The 17,963-nt window shown below is 64.0% G+C and carries 16 protein-coding genes; 6 read left to right on the top strand and 10 right to left on the bottom strand.

Annotated elements, in window-relative coordinates; genetic code table 11:
• Nucleotides 1–2: 2 nt before the first annotated feature.
• Nucleotides 3–1,283 carry an EAL and HDOD domain-containing protein gene (locus YQ44_RS07845; RefSeq protein ID WP_071322900.1) on the bottom strand — a complete coding sequence of 427 codons (1,281 nt, stop codon included), beginning with the start codon at nucleotides 1,281–1,283 and terminating at the stop codon, nucleotides 3–5.
• Nucleotides 1,284–1,525: 242 nt separating this feature from the next.
• Nucleotides 1,526–2,443, bottom strand: a complete 918-nt coding sequence (locus YQ44_RS07840; RefSeq protein WP_071322899.1) for a 23S rRNA (adenine(2030)-N(6))-methyltransferase RlmJ — start codon at nucleotides 2,441–2,443, stop codon at nucleotides 1,526–1,528.
• Between the two features lie 272 nt (nucleotides 2,444–2,715).
• Between YQ44_RS07840 and YQ44_RS07835 the strand changes: the two genes are divergently transcribed.
• Nucleotides 2,716–3,144, top strand: coding sequence for a thioredoxin family protein (locus YQ44_RS07835; protein WP_071322898.1), 429 nt, complete (start codon nucleotides 2,716–2,718; stop codon nucleotides 3,142–3,144).
• A 6-nt stretch (nucleotides 3,145–3,150) separates the two neighbouring features.
• On the opposite strand, the gene YQ44_RS07830 is transcribed toward YQ44_RS07835, so the two are convergent.
• Both YQ44_RS07830 and YQ44_RS07825 read right to left on the bottom strand, forming a co-directional pair.
• Nucleotides 3,151–5,424, bottom strand: a complete 2,274-nt coding sequence (locus tag YQ44_RS07830) for a xanthine dehydrogenase family protein molybdopterin-binding subunit (protein ID WP_071322897.1) — start codon at nucleotides 5,422–5,424, stop codon at nucleotides 3,151–3,153.
• A gap of 23 nt (nucleotides 5,425–5,447) precedes the next feature.
• Nucleotides 5,448–8,564, bottom strand: a complete 3,117-nt coding sequence (locus tag YQ44_RS07825) for an EAL domain-containing protein (protein ID WP_071322896.1) — start codon at nucleotides 8,562–8,564, stop codon at nucleotides 5,448–5,450.
• 261 nt (nucleotides 8,565–8,825) lie between these two features.
• Between YQ44_RS07825 and YQ44_RS07820 the strand changes: the two genes are divergently transcribed.
• Entirely contained in the window at nucleotides 8,826–9,332 is a 507-nt protein-coding gene (locus YQ44_RS07820; protein WP_071322895.1) for a DUF1993 domain-containing protein, read from the top strand.
• A gap of 82 nt (nucleotides 9,333–9,414) precedes the next feature.
• Here YQ44_RS07820 and YQ44_RS07815 read toward each other — a convergent pair whose 3' ends face one another.
• Nucleotides 9,415–9,609: a DUF1289 domain-containing protein gene (locus YQ44_RS07815; RefSeq protein ID WP_071322894.1), complete on the bottom strand. Its 195-nt coding sequence runs from the start codon at nucleotides 9,607–9,609 to the stop codon at nucleotides 9,415–9,417.
• The gene (locus YQ44_RS07810; RefSeq protein WP_442905898.1) at nucleotides 9,609–10,187 is read right to left on the bottom strand and encodes a DUF1415 domain-containing protein; all 579 of its coding nucleotides are present in this window, start codon (nucleotides 10,185–10,187) and stop codon (nucleotides 9,609–9,611) included. Before YQ44_RS07810 ends, YQ44_RS07815 begins: the two co-directional genes overlap by 1 nt.
• Before the next feature lie 321 nt (nucleotides 10,188–10,508).
• Between YQ44_RS07810 and YQ44_RS07805 the strand changes: the two genes are divergently transcribed.
• The 3 genes from YQ44_RS07805 (at nucleotide 10,509) to YQ44_RS07795 (ending at nucleotide 14,745) form a co-directional block, all read left to right on the top strand.
• Complete coding sequence (locus YQ44_RS07805) at nucleotides 10,509–11,921, top strand: transglycosylase SLT domain-containing protein (protein ID WP_071322893.1); 1,413 nt, start codon at nucleotides 10,509–10,511, stop codon at nucleotides 11,919–11,921.
• A 112-nt stretch (nucleotides 11,922–12,033) separates the two neighbouring features.
• Nucleotides 12,034–12,822 carry an enoyl-ACP reductase FabI gene (gene fabI, locus YQ44_RS07800; RefSeq protein WP_071322892.1) on the top strand — a complete coding sequence of 263 codons (789 nt, stop codon included), beginning with the start codon at nucleotides 12,034–12,036 and terminating at the stop codon, nucleotides 12,820–12,822.
• Between the two features lie 516 nt (nucleotides 12,823–13,338).
• The gene (locus tag YQ44_RS07795) at nucleotides 13,339–14,745 is read left to right on the top strand and encodes a DEAD/DEAH box helicase (protein ID WP_071322891.1); all 1,407 of its coding nucleotides are present in this window, start codon (nucleotides 13,339–13,341) and stop codon (nucleotides 14,743–14,745) included.
• A gap of 99 nt (nucleotides 14,746–14,844) precedes the next feature.
• On the opposite strand, the gene YQ44_RS07790 is transcribed toward YQ44_RS07795, so the two are convergent.
• From YQ44_RS07790 to YQ44_RS28735, 4 genes are all read right to left on the bottom strand, one after another.
• Nucleotides 14,845–15,303: an acyl-CoA thioesterase gene (locus YQ44_RS07790; protein ID WP_071326331.1), complete on the bottom strand. Its 459-nt coding sequence runs from the start codon at nucleotides 15,301–15,303 to the stop codon at nucleotides 14,845–14,847.
• An 87-nt stretch (nucleotides 15,304–15,390) separates the two neighbouring features.
• Complete coding sequence (locus YQ44_RS07785) at nucleotides 15,391–15,759, bottom strand: hypothetical protein (protein ID WP_071322890.1); 369 nt, start codon at nucleotides 15,757–15,759, stop codon at nucleotides 15,391–15,393.
• Between the two features lie 129 nt (nucleotides 15,760–15,888).
• Complete coding sequence (locus YQ44_RS28740) at nucleotides 15,889–16,026, bottom strand: hypothetical protein (protein WP_156894731.1); 138 nt, start codon at nucleotides 16,024–16,026, stop codon at nucleotides 15,889–15,891.
• Between the two features lie 221 nt (nucleotides 16,027–16,247).
• The gene (locus tag YQ44_RS28735) at nucleotides 16,248–16,421 is read right to left on the bottom strand and encodes a hypothetical protein (RefSeq protein WP_156894730.1); all 174 of its coding nucleotides are present in this window, start codon (nucleotides 16,419–16,421) and stop codon (nucleotides 16,248–16,250) included.
• A gap of 166 nt (nucleotides 16,422–16,587) precedes the next feature.
• Here YQ44_RS28735 and YQ44_RS07780 point away from each other — a divergent pair, with 166 nt between their 5' ends.
• Nucleotides 16,588–17,820: a glycosyltransferase gene (locus YQ44_RS07780; RefSeq protein ID WP_156894729.1), complete on the top strand. Its 1,233-nt coding sequence runs from the start codon at nucleotides 16,588–16,590 to the stop codon at nucleotides 17,818–17,820.
• Nucleotides 17,821–17,963 lie beyond the last annotated feature (143 nt).

Raw genomic sequence — 17,963 nt, 5'->3', positions numbered from 1 at the left:
CGTCAATGGGTGGCGTGCGACAGCCCCTGCACATAGCCGTTGACCCATTCGTAGGCCTCGAGCTGGATCGCGCGCAGCTCGGCATCGGATAGCCGCAGCTGCGCCAGCATGGCATGCGTGGCGGGACCGTCGTCCGCCTGCTCGAGCCGCTCCACAAGCGCCAGCATCTGGCCCAGTTCGCCATGGCGCAGCAGCAGCGCGTCACCGACCTTGCTACTGACGCGCACGCTGCTGACGACTTCGCTCATCCGCATGGAAAACAGCGCGTCCATCAGCGACATGATGCCGACCGTAAAGCCGATATCGGCCTCGTGCTGCTGGCCCGGGCGCAGCCTTTCCACCATCAGCTCGAGCAGCTTGCCGCGCGTGGTGGCCAGCTGCAACAGCGGCGACGTGCCTTGCGCGCCCGCACCCGGCTTGACATACAACAAGATCTGCAGCCAGCGCCGCAGCTGGCGTCGCCCCAGCACCAGCAGGGCCTGCCCCAGCGTTTCCACGCGCGCGCCGGCACCGATGGCGGGTGTATTGACCAAGCGCAAGAGGTTCAGGCCCAGCATCGCGTCATGCTTGATCCGGCGCTCGATCTCGCGGTTGTCGGCCTCGCCCTGGATCAACTCGAGCAAATGCAGGATGGCCAGCTCGGAGACCGACATTTTCTTGCCACTGAGGATGATCGGCCGCGCAAAGTAATAGCCCTGGAAAAAATCAAAGCCCAGCGCCAGGCATTGCTCGAACTGGGCCGGCGTCTCCACCTTTCCCGCAAGCAACTTCTTGCGCGAGACGGCCAGCGTCTGCGCCAGGCCCGGCAACGCTTCCGCGGCCAGCAGGGAAATATCGACCTTGATGACGTCGATCAAGGGCAGCAAGGGCTGCACTTCCGGCGTGTCGCAAGCCGCATTGTCGAGGGCAAAACGAAAACCTTCCTGGCGCAGCGCGCTGATGCGCGCCAGCAAGGCCGGCGTGGCGCGCACCGTGCTGAGGATTTCCAGCACCACGCGGTGGTGCGGCAGGAAACGGATGAAGTCGCTCATCAACGCCACCGCATCGACGCCGATGAAGGCCAGCTGCAAGCCCACCACCTGCTCCATGCCCACATCGGATGCGTGGGCGATCACGCTGGCCGTGGCGGCCACGGCGTCGCCGTCGGCTGCGGCCTGCTGCTGCGCCGTACCACGCAGCAATAGCTCATAGGCGACCAGGCGCTGCTCGCGGTTCAGGATGGGCTGGCGGACCAGGAAAAAATCGTGCTGCGGAGAAACAGGGGATAGCGGCGACATATTCATACGAATAAGCACATTCAAGGAGACAGCGGTGCCGCACTGGGGCCGCGGCGGGCCTGGCGCCGGGTAAATCCGGCACCTGGCAAGCAGTATAACGCCATCTCTTTTGGGGCCGTGTTTTACAGCGTGCGCCGCTGGCGCCAGCGCCAGCGCCCCCATAAGCGGGGTGCCGGCTGTGCCGCAGGAAAGGCGGCACGACCACCGCGCGGCAGGGCGCCGCGCCGATGGACAGGCAGGACGCGCGTTTACACGCGGCGGGTGCCCGTGTTTTTCATGCCGCCCTTGCCCGTTTCCAGGACAAACTTGGCGCCATCGTCGCGGCCCAGCACCTTGACCAGGTAAGGCATGACTTCGCGCAACATCGGTTCGAGCGTGTACGGCGGGTTCAAAATGAACATGCCGCTGCTGTGCAGGCCAAAGCCATCGGGTGACGGCGTGTTCACCGTCAGGGTCACATGCAGCCAGTCCGAGCATGGCAATTGCTTGAGCTTGTCGGCGAACTGGCGTGATTCCATGCGCTGCAGCACCGGATACCAGACGGCGTAGATGCCCGACGGGAAGCGCACGAGGGCGTCGGCCAGGGTGTCCTTGACCTTGCGGTAATCCATCTTGTCTTCATACGGCGGGTCGATCAGTACCAGCGCGCGGCGCGATGGCGGCGGCAGCAGCGCCTTCAGGCTCTGGAAACCGTCGGCCTTGGTGATGATGACGCGCTTGCCGCGCACGGTAGGACGCTCGCCCTGGGCCAGCGCATGCGCCTCGACCTTGCGGAAGTTGTCGGCCAGAATTTTCGCATCGGCAGGATGCAGTTCGAACAGGCGCAGACGGTCTTGCTCACGGCCGACCTTGTCGGCGCAGTACGGCGAACCCGGGTAGTAGCGCATCTTGCCGCTCGGATTCATTTCCTTGATCAGCTTCATGTACTCGGCCAGCGAGGCCGGCAAGTCCGTGCGGTCCCACAGCGGGGCGATGCCCGTTTCGTACTCGGCATTTTTCGAGGCATAGCCGCCGTCGAGCGCATACACGCCCGCGCCGGAGTGGGTATCGATATAACTATAGGCGGTATCTTTTTGATTCAGGTATTGCAACAACTGAATCTGCACATAATGCTTCAACACATCGGCGTGATTACCCGCGTGAAAGGCGTGGCGGTAACTCAACATAAGCTGGCTAATTCCATAATAAAATATAAACAAAGGCGGGGCTGCGCTGACACCGGGCAGGGCATTGAGAACAGACTGGAGGAGTCAGGCTGCGGGGCCAGGAACAGCATGGACCAGCGTAATCAGCGCGCAATTACCAGCATTATCCACTAGAAAGGTGTCTTGCATCAAAAAACGCCGATAAACAAGCTCATGCATTCCCGGGACTGGCGTGGCCGGGCGCGGTAGAATACGCGGATTCGCTCCCGCCCCACTAATTAATCAGACAAGCCATGCACAGCCTGACCCTCACTACCGATAACCGCGGCGACGTCGCGGCAGCCCTGGCCGGCCCGCGCTGGACCGTGGCCTGCCTGTGCGCGCTATGGTGCGGGACGTGCGGCACCTACCGCGCCACGTTCGAGGAACTGGCCGCGCGCCACCCGGACAAGGTCTTCGTCTGGATCGACATCGAAGACCAGGCCGACGTCGTAGGCGACCTCGACATCGAAAACTTCCCCACCCTGCTGATCCAGCACGAGGACAACGTGGCCTTCTTCGGCACCGTGCTGCCCGATGGCGGCCTGGCGCACCGCATGGTGCAGGCGCAGCAGGCGCTCAGCGCTACCGAGCTGGCGGCGCTGGCGGCCAGCACGCAGGAGCGGCGCGACTGGCAGCGCGACTGCAATCTGCGCACGCTGCTGGCCGCCACCCTGGCCTGACAGCCATCAAGCGAGGCGCAGCGGCAGGCTGCGCAGCCGTTTCCCCGTCAGGCTGAACACGGCGTTGGCCACGGCCGGCGCGATCGGCGGCGTGCCCGGCTCGCCCACGCCTTCGGGCGGCTCGGCGCTGGCGATGATGATGGTTTCCACTTCCGGGGTCTGGCCCATGCGCAGCACGGGATAGTCGTGGAAATTGCTTTGCTGCACGGTCCCCGCCTTGAACGTGATCTCGCCGCCCAAGGCCGCCGACAGGCCGAACAGCACGGCCGATTCCATCTGCTGGGCGATGATGTTCGGATTGACGGCGATGCCGCAATCGATGGCGCAGACGACGCGCTGCACGCGGATGTCGCCATTTTCCACGGACACCTGCGCCACTTGCGCGACGATGCTGCCGAACGACTGGTGCAGGGCCACGCCATGCGCATGGCCCGGTGGCGGACTGCCCGCCTTCGCCACGGCAGCATCGAGCACGGCCAGGTGGCGCGGATGCCGGACCAGCATGGCGCGGCGGAAGGCGATGCCATCCTGCCCCGCCGCATGGGCCAGTTCGTCGATAAAACTTTCCTTGAAGAAGGCGTTGTGCGAGTGCCCGACCGAGCGCCAGTAGCCGATCGGCACGGGACTGTCGGCAATCACGTGGGCGATGCGCTGGTTGGCGATTTCATACGGCATGTCGAATTCGCCTTCGGCCGTGGTCTTGTCCGGCCCCGCGCCCGGCAAGCCAAAATTGCGCTGCAAAAACTGGTGCGTGATGGAGCCGCTGACGGATTTGTTGTCCCAGGACGCGATGCGGCCGTGCTCGTCGAGGCGGGCCGTAAAGCGCGCCAGCGCGGCGGGACGGTACATATCGTGCTGCGTATCCTGCTCGCGCGTCCACACCAGCTGCACGGGCGCGCCATCGCACTGCAGCGCGATGGCCACGGCTTGCGCCACCATGTCCACTTCCAGCCGGCGGCCGAAACCGCCGCCGAGCAGCAGCACCTCGATCGCCACGTCTTTTGCGTCGACGCCGGCAACTTTCGCCGCCACGTCGACGGCGATGCCGGGCGCCTGCGTCGAGACCCACAAGGTCACCTTGCCATTTTTCACCTGGGCGGTGCAGTTGACGGGCTCCATCGCGGCGTGAGCGAGGAACGGCGCGCGGTACTCGGCGCTGACCTGGCGCATGGCCTGCACGGCCTTGCCCTCGACCTCGCCGCTGCTGTAATACGCAAAGCCCGCTTCACTATCGAGCAGGCGGCCAAAGTCGGCCAACACGCTTTCGCTGGACAAGCCCGCCTGCGGCCCGGCCTCCCAGCGCACGGGCAAGGCGGCGGCGGCCGTCTTCGCGCGCCAGTAGGTGTCGGCCACGACGGCCACGCAGGACACGCCACGCCGGCCCAGCGCCGCCGTCAAGTCCGCCACCTTCCTGACGCCGGGCAGCGCCAGCACGGGCGCCGCGTCGAACGATGCGAGCGTATCGCCGAGGCGCGGCGGCAGCTGCAGGGCCGCATACAGCATGCCGGGCGGGCGCGCATCGATGCCGAAACGCGCGCTGCCATTGACTTTCGACGGCGTGTCGCGGCGCGGCGCGGGCTGGCCGATCAGCTTGAAATCCGCGGGCAGCTTCAAGGCGGGCGTGCCCGGATCGATGCTGGCGGCATGCCGCGCCAGGCTGGCGTAGCTGGCGCGCCGGCCATCCGGGTGCAGCACTTCGCCGTTCTGCGTGCGGCATTGCGCGGCCGGCACCTGCCATAGCGCGGCGGCAGCGCCAACTAGCATGGCGCGCGCCGCCGCGCCCGCCTCGCGCATGGGGCCCCAGCCATCCTTCACGCTCGACGAGCCGCCCGTGACGATCACGCCCAGTTCGCGCGCGGCCTTGGCCACCGTCCACTGCGCCAGCGCCTTCAGGCGCCCCCGGTCGTCCGGGTGAAACGGCAAGCCATCCGTGAGCATGGCGACATTGCCGAAGATTTTATCCATAGGCGCCTGGATCAGCCTGACGCTGGACAAGGGCACGTCGAGTTCCTCGGCCACCAGCATGGGCAGGGCCGTGTGCACGCCCTGCCCCATTTCGCTGCGCGGCATGGCCAGGATCACCGTGCCATCCGTCTGGATGGCCAGCCAGCCGTTCAGGGCAACGGCGCCATCCTGCACCGGCAGCGGCGCGCTGCCGTTCAGGCGCTGGCGCGGCGGCAGCACGCCCCAGCCCAGCACCAGGGCGCCGACGCCGGCCACGCCCAATCCCAGGCCGCCAAGCAGGAAACGGCGGCGCGACGTGGCTTTTTCTCTGCTCATGGGATCTCTCTCTATCGAATTAGTTAATCATCACGCCAGCGCTCCAGCATATCCTGTGCCAGCACCGGGCGGCTATAAAAATAACCTTGCGCCAGCTTGCAGCCGTGGCGCAGCAGGAACGCCGCCTGCTCTTCCGTCTCCACGCCTTCGGCGATCACGGACAACTGCATGCTCTTGCCCAGCTGGATGATGGCGATGGCGATGGCTTCGTCGTTCACGTCCGTCGAGATATCCTTGATGAAGGAGCGGTCGATCTTCAGGGTTTGCACGGGCAGCTGTTTCAAGTACGCCAGCGAGGAATAGCCGGTGCCGAAATCGTCGATGGCCAGGCCCACGCCGATGGCGTGCAAGTCGTTGATGAAGCCCAGCGCGTCGCCCGTGTTCATGATCACGGACTCCGTCACTTCCAGCTGCAGCCGCTGCGGCTCGAGGCCCGTTTCCTTGAGGATATCGGCCACCATGCCGGCGATGCTGCCCCGCTCGAACTGTTTTACCGACAGGTTCACGGCCATCTTCGGCACGCGCAAGCCCTGCGCCTGCCAGCGCATCATCTGGCGGCACGCCTCGTCGAGCACCCATTTGCCCAACTGGTTGATGAAGCCGCTGTCCTCGGCCAGCGGAATGAAGCGGGCCGGCGGCACCAGGCCCAGCTCCGGATGGTTCCAGCGCACCAGCGCTTCGACGCCGACCAGGCGGCCCGTGTCGATTTCCACCTGCGGCTGGTAATTGAGGAACATCTCGTTCTTGTCGAGCGAGCGGCGCAAGAAGGTTTCCAGGCGCAGGCGCTCGACGCCCTCGCCCGTCATCGACGGCGCATAGAAGCGGTAGCCGTTGCGCCCGCGCGCCTTGGCCTGGTACATGGCCACGTCGGCGTTACGGATCAGCATGTTCAAGTCCAGCGCATCGTCCGGATACAGGCTGATGCCCACGCTGCAGGTGACGAACAATTCGTGGCCGGCCACCGTGAACGGCTGCTCGAACATGGTCATCAGCTTTTCCGCCACCTGCGTGGCGCCATATTCGCCATCTATGCGTTCGAGCAACACGATGAATTCGTCGCCGCCCAGGCGCGCCAGCGTATCGCCTTCGCGCAGGCGTTTCGACAGCTGGCCGGCCACCTTTTGCAGCAATTCGTCGCCCACATGGTGGCCCAGGGTGTCATTGACATTCTTGAAGCGGTCCAGGTCGATGAACAGGATGGCCAGCTGCTCCTGGTCGCGCGCGGCGCGCAGCAGCGCGTGCTGCAGGCGGTCGTGGAACAGCAGGCGGTTCGGCAGCGCCGTCAGCGGGTCGTGGTGCGCCATGTGGTCGAGCTTTTCCTGCGACTCCTTGATCAGGGTGATGTCGCTGAACACGCCCACGTAATGGGTGGTGGCCGCGCGCGTGTCGCGCACGGCGCTGATGGTCAGCCATTCCAGGTACACCTCGCCGTTCTTGCGCTGGTGCCAGATTTCGCCGCGCCAGAAACCGCTGGCCTTCAGCTCGCTCCACATGGCTTCGTAAAAGCCCGCGTCGTGGCGCGCCGAGCGGTTCAGCGACGAGTGCCGGCCCAGCGCCTCGGCTTCGCTGTAACCGGTGATCTGCGTGAAGGCGGGATTGACGGTGACGATGATGCCGCTGGCATCGACCACCATCACGCCGTCGGCGATGTGCTCGAGCACGGTGGCCGACAGGCGCAGCTTTTCCTCCGCCTCCTTGCGCGCCGTGATGTCGGCATACACCCAGATGCTGCCTTCCGTCGGGCGCAGCGGGTCGAGCGCGCAGCCGCTCACCAGCGCCCAGAACAGGCTGCCGTCGCGGCGCTGGTACTGGCGCTCCTCGCTGAAGTCGCCGCCGGCCGCCAGCGCCGGGTACTGGCGCTCGCCCGCCTCCTCGAAGTCGTAGGTGGTGGCGAACACGATGGCCGTCGAATTGCCCGTCATTTGACCGGCATCATAGCCAAACAGCTCCTCGCAGCGGCGGTTGACGGAGATGATGCGGCGGTGGCGCACGAACATCACGCCGAACATCACGTTATCGAGAATGGCGCTCTGCTCCGTCAGCAGGGCCTCGATGCGCATCTCGTGGTGCTTGCGCTGGCTGATGTCGGCGATGATGCCGTCAACCCAGGTCACGCCCGGCTCGCCCGCCTGCGGCTGGCCATTCTCGGCCACCCAGCGCTCGGTGCCGTAGGCGTCGACGATGCGGTATTCGAGCGCATACGGCTGGCCTTCGGCGATGGCCTGCCTGACGGCGCGGCGGTGTTCGCGGCGGTCTTCCGGACAGATCAGGTCGGCCCAGGCATGCGTGCTGCCGCGCATGAACTGGCGCGCCGAATAGCCGGCGATTTCCTCGATGGCGTCGCTGACGAAGTCGATGGGGCCGTCGGGACGGTAGCGGAAGACGGCGCCCGGCACCTGCGTGACGATGGTGCGGAAACGCTCCTCCCGCTGGCCCACGTCCTCGAACAGCTGGCGGATGGCCGCGCGCATCTGCTCGAGCTGGGCCATCAGGCGTCCCAGCTCGTCATTGCTGCCCGACGCCAGGCGCGTGTCGAAATCGCCATGCGACAGGCGGTCGGAAAAACGCATCAGGCGGCGCAGCGGCTTCAGCAGCCGGCGGTTCAGGAACAGCACGATCAGCGCCATCGAGATGGCCAGCTGCGCGCCGAGCACGAAAATATACGACATCTGCTTTTCGCGCAGTTCCTGCTGGCTGCGCGCATCGTCCATCTCGACCACCACGTGTCCGATGCGCTCGCCGCGCACGAGGATATCGCGCTCGGCCCGGTACAGATTGCCGACGGGGCGCTGCGGCGCCTGCAGGCGGATGAATTCCGTATCGCCCTGCCCCACCACCTTCACCAGCAGCACGGCGCGGTCGCGCATCACCGACTCGACCAGCGAGTGGGCCGATTCCGCGTTCATGTTCCACAGGGACTCCTGCATGCCCAGCGCGAGGATGTCGGCATTGCGCTGCAGCGCCTCGTTCAGGCTGGTGCGCGCCGACTGGCGCTCGTGCACGCCCACCAGCAGGTAGCTGCCGATGATGGCGGGAAGCACGAGGCCGCCAAACACCACCAGCAGCAGGGCGCCATAGATCGACGAGCCGTACAGGGCGCTCAGGCTGGAACGCAGGCGTTGATAGGGAGAATTAGACATGCAGGAACAGGGCAACAGGGATCAGGCGAGCGATCATCGAACTTTACAGGGGAGCGTGGGTGATAGGGCGGGAAGAAACTTTTTCAGAAGCAATTATGCATGGAAAAAGCGGGAAAAGTCACCAATAAACACGCGCAGGCAGTGACGTCATGCCATATAGACAGGACTGAAAAACCACACGCCGGCCAGCGCGCAGAGCGGGCGCCAGCAGAAAAGCGCGCGGCTTGCTATCATCGCGCCACTTCACCTAGAGGAACCACCATGACCTTCTCCATCTATTCCGCATCGATTCCCGTCTTCAAACAGATCCTGGGCAGCCTGGCCGCCATCCTCGACAAGGCGGAAACGCACGCGCAAGACAAGAAAATCGACCCGAACGCCCTGCTGCAATTCCGTTTGTTCCCGGACATGCTGCCGTTCGTGCGCCAGATCCAGATCGCCACCGACTTCGCCAAGGGCTGCGGCGCGCGCCTGGCCGGCGTGGCCGTGCCGCCGTATGAAGACAGCGAACAGAGTTTTGCGGAACTGAAGGCGCGCATCGTGAAAACCATCGCCTTCCTGGAAAGCCTGCCGCAAGCGGACATCGACGGCAGCGAAACGCGTGCCATCACCACCGGCAGCGGCGAAAAGACCAAGCATTTCACGGGCCAGACATATCTGTTCCACTACGCGCTGCCGCACTTCTTCTTCCACGCGACGACGGCGTACGACATCCTGCGCCACAATGGCATCGAAGTCGGCAAGAAAGACTTCATCGGCAGTTTCTGAGACGCCCAAGCAAATCGTCGCGAGCGGCGACGATTTGCTCAAGCGCCGACGCAATAGGGATACTTCCCTGTTGCGTCGCTGTTCAAGTATTCCGGCGCGGATAGCCTTGCGCCAGGATGCGCACCCACACCACTTCCTTCTCTTCATCCGTCATCGACACCCAGTGGGCCACTTCCACCACGCTGCGGCCGCAGCCGCGGCAGATTTCATCGAACGTCGTCGAGCACACGGCCACGCACGGCGTGTCGGGGCGGAGCGGCAAGTCCTTGTCGGCCATCAGGACACCTTCGGCAAGCCGAGTTGCTCCCAGCCTTCGATGCCCAGCTTTTCCAGGGTGGCGATATTCTTGTCGAAAATCTCGGACGCTTCCGGGAAGGCCTCGACGGCCCGCTCGATGCTGTCTTCGCGCAGCAGGTGCAGGGTCGGATACGGCGAGCGGTTGGTGTAGTTGCTGATATCGTCCTCGAACGTTTCCGCGAACTGGTAGTGCGGGTGGAAACTGGCCACCTGCAGCTCGCCAGCCAGGTGCATGTCTTCCACGGCCGCATCGGCCACGTCGAGGAATTCGTTGTAGTCGAGGAAATCGTTGAGCGTGTACGGGTGGATCAGCAGGGTCGTGTCGATCTGCTCGGGGTCCGTGTCGGCCAGGATTTGCAGCTCGTCCATCAGCAGCGCCAGCAAATCTTCCGGATTTTCCGACTCGCACACCACGTAGCGGATCTGTTTCTTGACGTGCACGGCCTTGGCGAACGGGCACAGGTTCAGGCCGATCACGGCCTTTTCCAGCCAGGCGACGGTATTGGCGATGATGACGGCGTTGTCGTCGTCGTGGCGCGGCGGGGTGTTCATATGCATGACTCTCTATCAATAAGGCGGCCGGCGGCTGAATGGCCGGCCAAAGCCAAATTGTACGCACTTTTGCGCAGCCTCATACCCGGCGCCGTCCAGGCTTGCGCCGTGCCCCTGCCCATGTATGCTATAACAGCGGCCGAATCACGCAAATGGCAAATTAAATTTGCAATAATTGCATTATTAGCGAATGGAAACTTAGCTATTTCCCCGTATGTGCTGTCATCATGCTGACATAATTCTTGACTCCGGCATGGGGATATACGTACACTCGCTGCTTAATCATGGGTCTGTCCGATGTTTCTCCGACGACAACAATGGAACACTATGCACGAAAACTCCTTTAAATCTACCGTCCTGGCGGCGTTGGCCCTGGCGCTTGCGCCCGCCCTCAGCCAGGCGTACGAAGCCGGTGTTGAGAGCGATAACGCGCCAGTCGCCGCCACCACACCCGCCCTGATCCCGATGACCGCCCAGGTCACGGCGAAACTCCCCACCCTCGACAACCGCCTGCAAAAGACCGACCGCCTGCTGAAAAACCTCAGCGACAGTTCCGATCCGCTGCGCGAAGCCGACGTCTGGGGCCGCATCCGCAGCGGCTATGCGATTCCCGACATTAACAACCAGCTGGTGGCCAACCACGTCAACTGGTATGCCACGCGCCCCGACTACATCGCCCGCACGACGGCGCGCGCCTCGCGCTACATCTTCCACGTGGTGCAGGAACTGGAAAAGCGCGGCATGCCGACGGAACTGGCCTTGCTGCCGTTTATCGAATCCGCCTTCAACCCGCAGGCGTTCTCGAGCGCCAATGCGGCCGGCATGTGGCAATTCGTGCCCGCCACCGGACGCGACTTCAACCTCAAGCAAAACATGTTCAAGGACGAGCGCCGCGGCGTGCTGGCCTCGACCGATGCGGCCCTGACCTACCTGCAGCGCCTGTATGACATGTTTGGCGACTGGCAGCTGGCCCTGGCCGCCTATAACTGGGGCGAAGGCTCGGTGCAGCGCGCCATCAAGAAAAACCAGGCGCTGGGCAAGCCCACCGACTTCGAAAGCCTGGCCGACCTGATGCCGGCCGAAACGCGCAACTACGTGCCCAAGCTGCAGGCGGTGAAAAACATCATCGCCAATCCGGCCCAGTTCGGCCTGACCCTGCCCGTCGTCGACAACCAGCCGTACTTCACGGCCATCGACAAGACCAGCGACATCGACATCACCGTGGCCGCCCAGCTGGCCGAGCTGTCGATGGATGAATTCAAGGCCTTGAATCCGCAATTTAACCGCCCCGTCATCATCGGCGGCGAAAAGACCAAGATTCTGTTGCCGCAGGAAAACGCCGCCAAGTTCACCACCAACCTGGCGCAATGGGGCCACGCCTTGTCGAGCTGGACCACGCACAAGATCACCAATGCGCGCGAACGCATCGAAACGCTGGCATCGAAATTCGGCACCACGGCCGACGTCCTGCGCCAGGCCAACAACATTCCCCAGCGCACCCGCCTGCGCGCCGGCTCCACCATCCTCGTGCCGAAAACCTCGGCCACGATGAACAAGGACATCACGCAGGAAATCGCCGACAGCGCCACCATGCTGCTGGAAGCGGACCGTCCGGAACGCGCCGCCAAGGCCGTGCGCCGCGTCGCCAAGGGCGGCAAGGTGCAGGCAGCGCCAATTTCACTGGTGAAACCGCGCATCCAGCGCGGTGGCGGCAATAGCCGAGCAAAAGCGCGCCACTAAGCTGCGCTACGCCTGATTCGTACTGGAAACACGCCACCGGCCGCCACAGCTTAGCTGTCGCGGCCGGTTGTACATCCGCCCTACCCGCCCACCCACCGAGACAGGAGTCGTCATGGCTTTCTTGCAAGGCAAAAAAATTCTTATCACGGGCCTGCTGTCGAATCGCTCGATTGCCTATGGCATCGCCAAGGCTTGCCACCGCGAAGGCGCCACCCTGGCCTTCACCTATGTGGGCGAACGCTTCAAGGAGCGCATCACGGAATTTGCGGCCGAATTCGGCAGCGAACTGGTGTTCGACTGCGACGTGTCCAGCGACGAGCAGATCAGCGCCGTCTTCGGCGACCTGGCGCAGCACTGGGAACAATTGGACGGTCTGGTGCACGCCATCGGCTTCGCCCCGCGCGAAGCGATCGCCGGCGACTTCCTCGACGGCCTGTCGCGCGACAGTTTCCGCATCGCGCACGACATTTCCGCCTACAGCTTCCCCGCCATGGCCAAGGCCGCCCTGCCGCTGCTGCATCCGGGCGCCTCGGTATTGACGCTGACATACCTGGGCGCCGTGCGCGCCGTGCCCTACTACAACACCATGGGCCTGGCCAAGGCGTCGCTGGAAGCGTCCGTGCGCTACCTGGCCGAATCGCTGGGTCCGCGCGGCATCCGCGCCAACGGCATCTCGGCCGGCCCCATCAAGACCCTGGCCGCGACCGGCATCAAGGACTTCAGCAAGCTGCTGGGCTTTGTCGCCGAGCACGCCCCGCTGCGCCGCAACGTCACCATCGAGGAAGTCGGCAATACGGCCGCTTTCCTGCTGTCCGACCTGGCCTCGGGCATTACGGGCGAGATTACCTACGTCGATGGCGGCTTTTCGCAAGTGATGGCGGTCAATCCGGAAGTGGAGTGATGCGGCAGGGGCGGACAGGCCTGGCCTGCCGCTCGTGCCTGGCCGGCCCGGCGCCAGCCGCGCGCCCCATCAGGCCGGACCGGAAGGGGCATGGCGAGGTCGGTCCCGCCAGCATCGCGGCCCTGCGCCGCCCATCCGCCAAAAACTACGTATTTCTACTGATTTCACATAGGAAACATGCGAAAAACGTGGTAGGACTCGCGCTTCTTCCCATTTAGGCAGTGCAAAACGGCGGCAAATACGGTATAGTGTCGTTGTGCGCTGCAATATGTTCCCTTGAAGCGATGGCAACACCGCAGTTATATGCACTACAAACTTAGCAGCTTCGCAAGCCTTAGCGCATCCACAGGATGCCGCTTATAAAGCCCTCCCGCCTTGTGTGTCGCACCTGACACCGTCCCGGCGCAAAGCTTTTGTGCCGAAATTTCTTTCTAGTTGAGTCATTTCGTTTTGGTTGGCGTTGCTATTTTGCGTTCTGCTTTTTGCAAGAACGCTGATTTTCACGAAAGAAAAAGAATGACATTTGAATCCTTAGGCCTGCATCCGTCCATCCTCGCCGCTCTGACCGAATCGGGCTACACCGCGCCAACCGCGGTACAGTCGCAAGCGATTCCAGCCGCGATCGAAGGCCGTGACCTGCTGGTCTCGTCGCAGACCGGTTCGGGCAAGACCGCGGCATTTATGCTGCCGTCGCTGCACAAACTGGCCAGCGCCGAACAAAGCGCCGCCGGCAAGACGCCAAACCAGGAAATGCAAGCATCGCGCGCCCGCGGCGAGCGTCCACGCTTCAAGGCTGCCCAGCCAAAAATGCTGGTGCTGACCCCGACCCGCGAACTGGCCCTGCAAGTGACGACCAATACCGACAAGTACAGCACCGGCATCCGCCGCATCAAGGCTGTGTCGATCCTGGGCGGCATGCCTTATCCTAAACAGATGCAGTTGCTGGCCAAGAATCCCGAGATTCTGGTCGCCACTCCTGGCCGTTTGATCGACCACATGGATTCGGGCAAGATCGACTTCTCGCAACTGGAAATCCTGGTGCTGGACGAAGCCGACCGCATGCTGGACATGGGTTTCATCGACGACATCGAAAAGATCGTCGAAGCGACGCCGGAAGGCCGTCAAACCATGCTGTTCTCGGCCACGCTCGATGGCGTCGTCGGCAACATGGCGCGCCGCATCACGAAAAACCCGCTGGTCATCCAGGTGGCAAGCTCGAGCAACAAGCATGAAAACATCACCCAGCGCGTCCACTTCGTCGACGACCTGTCGCACAAGAATCGCCTGCTGGACCACCTGCTGCGCGACGAAACGCTGGACCAGGCTGTTGTGTTTACCGCCACCAAGCGTGACGCCGACACCATCGCCGACCGTCTGAACATCGCCGGTTTCTCGGCTGCCGCCTTGCACGGCGACATGCATCAGGGCGCGCGCAACCGCACCCTGGACGGCATGCGCCGCGGCCAGGTCAAGGTGCTGGTTGCCACCGACGTTGCCGCCCGCGGTATCGACGTGCCAACGATCACCCACGTGTTCAACTACGACCTGCCGAAGTTCCCGGAAGACTACGTCCACCGCATCGGCCGTACCGGCCGCGCTGGCCGCAATGGCCTGGCCATCTCGCTGGTGAACCACGCTGAAGGCATGAACGTCAAGCGCATCGAACGCTTCACCAAGCAATTGATCCCGGTCAATGTCATCGAAGGTTTCGAGCCAAAGAAAACGGCGTCGGCACCACGTTCGAGCGCCCGTCCAGGCGGCTGGAAACCAGGCGACAACCGCGGCGGCGCAAAACCAGGCCAACGCACGTTCAGCAAGCCGGGCGCACCACGTAAAGACGGCGCACCAAGCACCGGCGGCGGCTACAAGGGTTCCAACCCGCGCAGCACCGACGGCGCACGCCGCAGCTACGGCGACCGTTAATCACGGCGCCATGCCGCCACCCGGCGGCAGGCAATAAAAAACGGCCACCAGATCGCTCTGGTGGCCGTTTTTGCATCTGCAACAGCTTATGCTCGATGCCTATTTCTTCGACACCTTCTGGCGCGACAGCTTGCGCAGCTTGGCCTGCTCGAAGCGCACCTGCTGCTCCGGCGTCTCCAGCGCCAGCGGCGGCACGGCCACGGGCTTGCGGTTGGCGTCCACGGCCACCATGGTGAAATAGCAGCTGTTGGCATGGCGCACCAGGCGCTGCTGGATATTTTCCGTCACCACGCGGATACCCACTTCCATCGAAGTCGTGCCCGTGTAATTGATCGAGGCGAGGAAGGTCACCAGCTCGCCCACGTGGATCGGTTGCAAGAACATCACCTGGTCCACCGACAGGGTCACCACGTAGCTGCCCGAATAGCGGCTGGCGCAGGCGTAGGCGACGCTGTCGAGGTATTTCAGGATGGTGCCGCCGTGCACGTTGCCGGAAAAGTTGGCCATATCGGGCGTCATCAGGACCGTCATCGTCAATTCGTGGGCCGACCAGTTCATCGCGCTGTCCAAAGTGTTCTCCAAAGGGGATGGTTGTCAATAGGTGGGGGGATGCGAAAACCGGCCGCAGGGGCCGGTTGGTGAGCCTTACAGGCCCAGGGTGTCGATGTCGGCCAGCGAGTCGCGGCCCTTGTCGGAAATGTCGTGGCCCTCGCCCTCGGCGCGCGCCACGATGTGGGCTTTCTTGCCCAGGAAATAGGCCACGTCCGTGTCCAGCTTGGTCAACGGGTCGACGGCCACGGCGCGCAAGCCCATGATGCAGCGACGCAGGAACAGCAGTTGTTGCGCCTTCTCGGTGATGGACAGGCGGCCATCGCGCGCATAGCTGAGCAGCTTCAGGCCGGACAGGCGCTTGGCATTGCGGGCAACGCAAGCGCTCGGGCGCTCGGTCTTGATGCCGCGTGCAACTTGCTCCAGCGCGTCATATTCATCGGTCGTTAATTTCTCGTTCTTCATTACTTTTCCATAAAAGGCCAGGTGTTCGGCCCCCATGGTACGCGCCCCGCTGCGCATCGGCAACAGGCAACGTGAATCTGCCACCGCCCGCGCAGCGAACGGATGGCTGAAACACGGGCTGGCTGACGCTTATTTGTAGGTGCGCAGCAGCAACCACGCCAGGCCGCAACCGGCCACGGCGCCTGCCACCGCGAGCGCCATCAGGTTCTTGCCGGTAATCGCGGGCCGCCTGCCCAGGTAAATTTTGTTATGCAAGGAATTGCCCATGATGGTCTCCTGTACAAGAATTTTTATGATGTCTCATTATAAGAACAGAATCGTGACGGCCGCATGACACACAGCAGTTAGCACGCATTTTGTATCCACTCGGCAACATTTATTGGCTTTTTTGTTGTTTAAATGGCGTGGCGATACCGCCGCGCGCGCATTCCATTTCCGACTGGAAATAAAGGGCGTGGCGGCAGGTGCGCCGGCACGCCGCCTGTCGCTCACCCCATCTTGACGGGTGGCGCTGGCGGCGTCGGCTCCTCGACCGGCACGGGATCGATGTGCGGCGGCGGCTCCAGCGGCGGCGTAAGCGGATCGCCTTCGGGCGGCGGCGGCATATCGGGTTCTGGCGTGCTGTGCGCGCGCCGCGGAATATCGCGGGATAGTGGGTGCATGGCGGACCTCCTTTACGCTCACTCTAGCCGATGACGGGAAAGCCTGGCGCCCAGCAGCCACGCCTGGCCACGCGCGGCGGGAACCAAACGCCGGTTCGCCACTCCAACCTTGCAGGCATCCGGCAGGCAAAACTGCATCACGGGAGACGACGCAAGAGCCCATCCAATGACGCGCACAAAAATTCTTTTCATGGCCGAGGCAGTGACCCTGGCCCATATCGGCCGCCCACTGAGCCTGGCGCAAGGCTTGGACGAGGATGCGTACGACGTGCACTTTGCCTGCGCGGACGGATATGACTTCTGCTTCAGGCAAGCCGCGTTGCGACGCTGGCGCATCGACAGCATACCTTCACAGCAATTTCTGCAGGCGCTGGCCAAAGGCAAGCCCGTCTATACAGAAAGCACGCTGCTGCAATACGTGGCAGACGATCTGCGCCTGCTCGACACCGTGCAGCCCGACCTCGTCATCGGCGACTTTCGCCTGTCGCTGTCCGTCAGTGCGCGCCTGCAGCGCATTCCCTACATGACCGTCAGCAATGCCTACTGGAGTCCCCACGTGCGCCAGCATTACACGGTGCCCAGCCTGCCCCTCACCAGCGTGCTGCCCATCTGGCTGGCCAACCCCCTGTTCCGCCTGATCCGCCCGCTGGCCTTCGCCTCGCACGCCGTGCCCCTGAACCGCGTGCGCCGCCACCACGGCCTGCCATCGCTGGGCAGCGACCTGCGCCGCACCTATACGGATGCCGACCGCACCTTGTACGCGGACATCCCGCAACTGTTTGCGCCGCAGGCCATGCCGCCCACGCACGACTACCTGGGCGCCGTCATCTGGGCCCCGCCGCTCGAGCTGCCGGACTGGTGGCAGCGCGCGGAGCTGAGCAGTGGACGCCCCATCATCTACGTCACCCTGGGCAGTTCCGGCCAGGGCCAGCTGCTGCCGCGCGTGCTGCGCGCGCTGGCCCCCCTGCCCGTCACCGTGCTGGCGGCCACGGCCGGCACCATCCGCGTCGATGCCGTGCCGCCCAACGCCTTTGTCGCCCCCTTCCTGCCCGGCGATGCGGCCGCCCGCCGCGCCAGCCTGGTCATTTGCAACGGCGGCAGCCCCACCAGCCAGCAGGCGCTGACGGCGGGCGTGCCCGTGATCGGCATCGCCGGCAATCTCGACCAGTTCCTGAACATGCATGGCATCGTCGGCGCCGGCGCCGGCCTGCTGCTGCGCGCCGACCGCTTCCAGGAAACGGCCTTGCGCCATGCGGCCACGCGGATGCTGGACGATGCCCAGGCCAGGCTGGCGGCGCGGCAACTGGCGGCCGCCTTCCAGGCTTGCCCGCCGGCGCCGCGCCTGCTGGCCAACATCCGGGCCCTGCTGGCCCCGGCTCCCCACGGCGGCCAGCCCTGACGGCCGCCGTCGGCTTTTCTTACAGCGCCTGCGCCAACACCTGCACCACGTCAACAAAAGCCGGCCAAGTCATTGATTTTAAAAGAATCTCATGCATTGGCATGGAAGTCGCTTGGTACTGGCCATGAGCACCTGCCGACAGG

Origin of the sequence: Janthinobacterium sp. 1_2014MBL_MicDiv (assembly GCF_001865675.1) — a bacterium.
Taxonomy (GTDB): Bacteria; Pseudomonadota; Gammaproteobacteria; order Burkholderiales; family Burkholderiaceae_D; genus Janthinobacterium.
The sequence above is the reverse complement of the archived record's forward strand: the minus strand, read 5'-3'. Positions and strand labels throughout refer to the sequence as shown.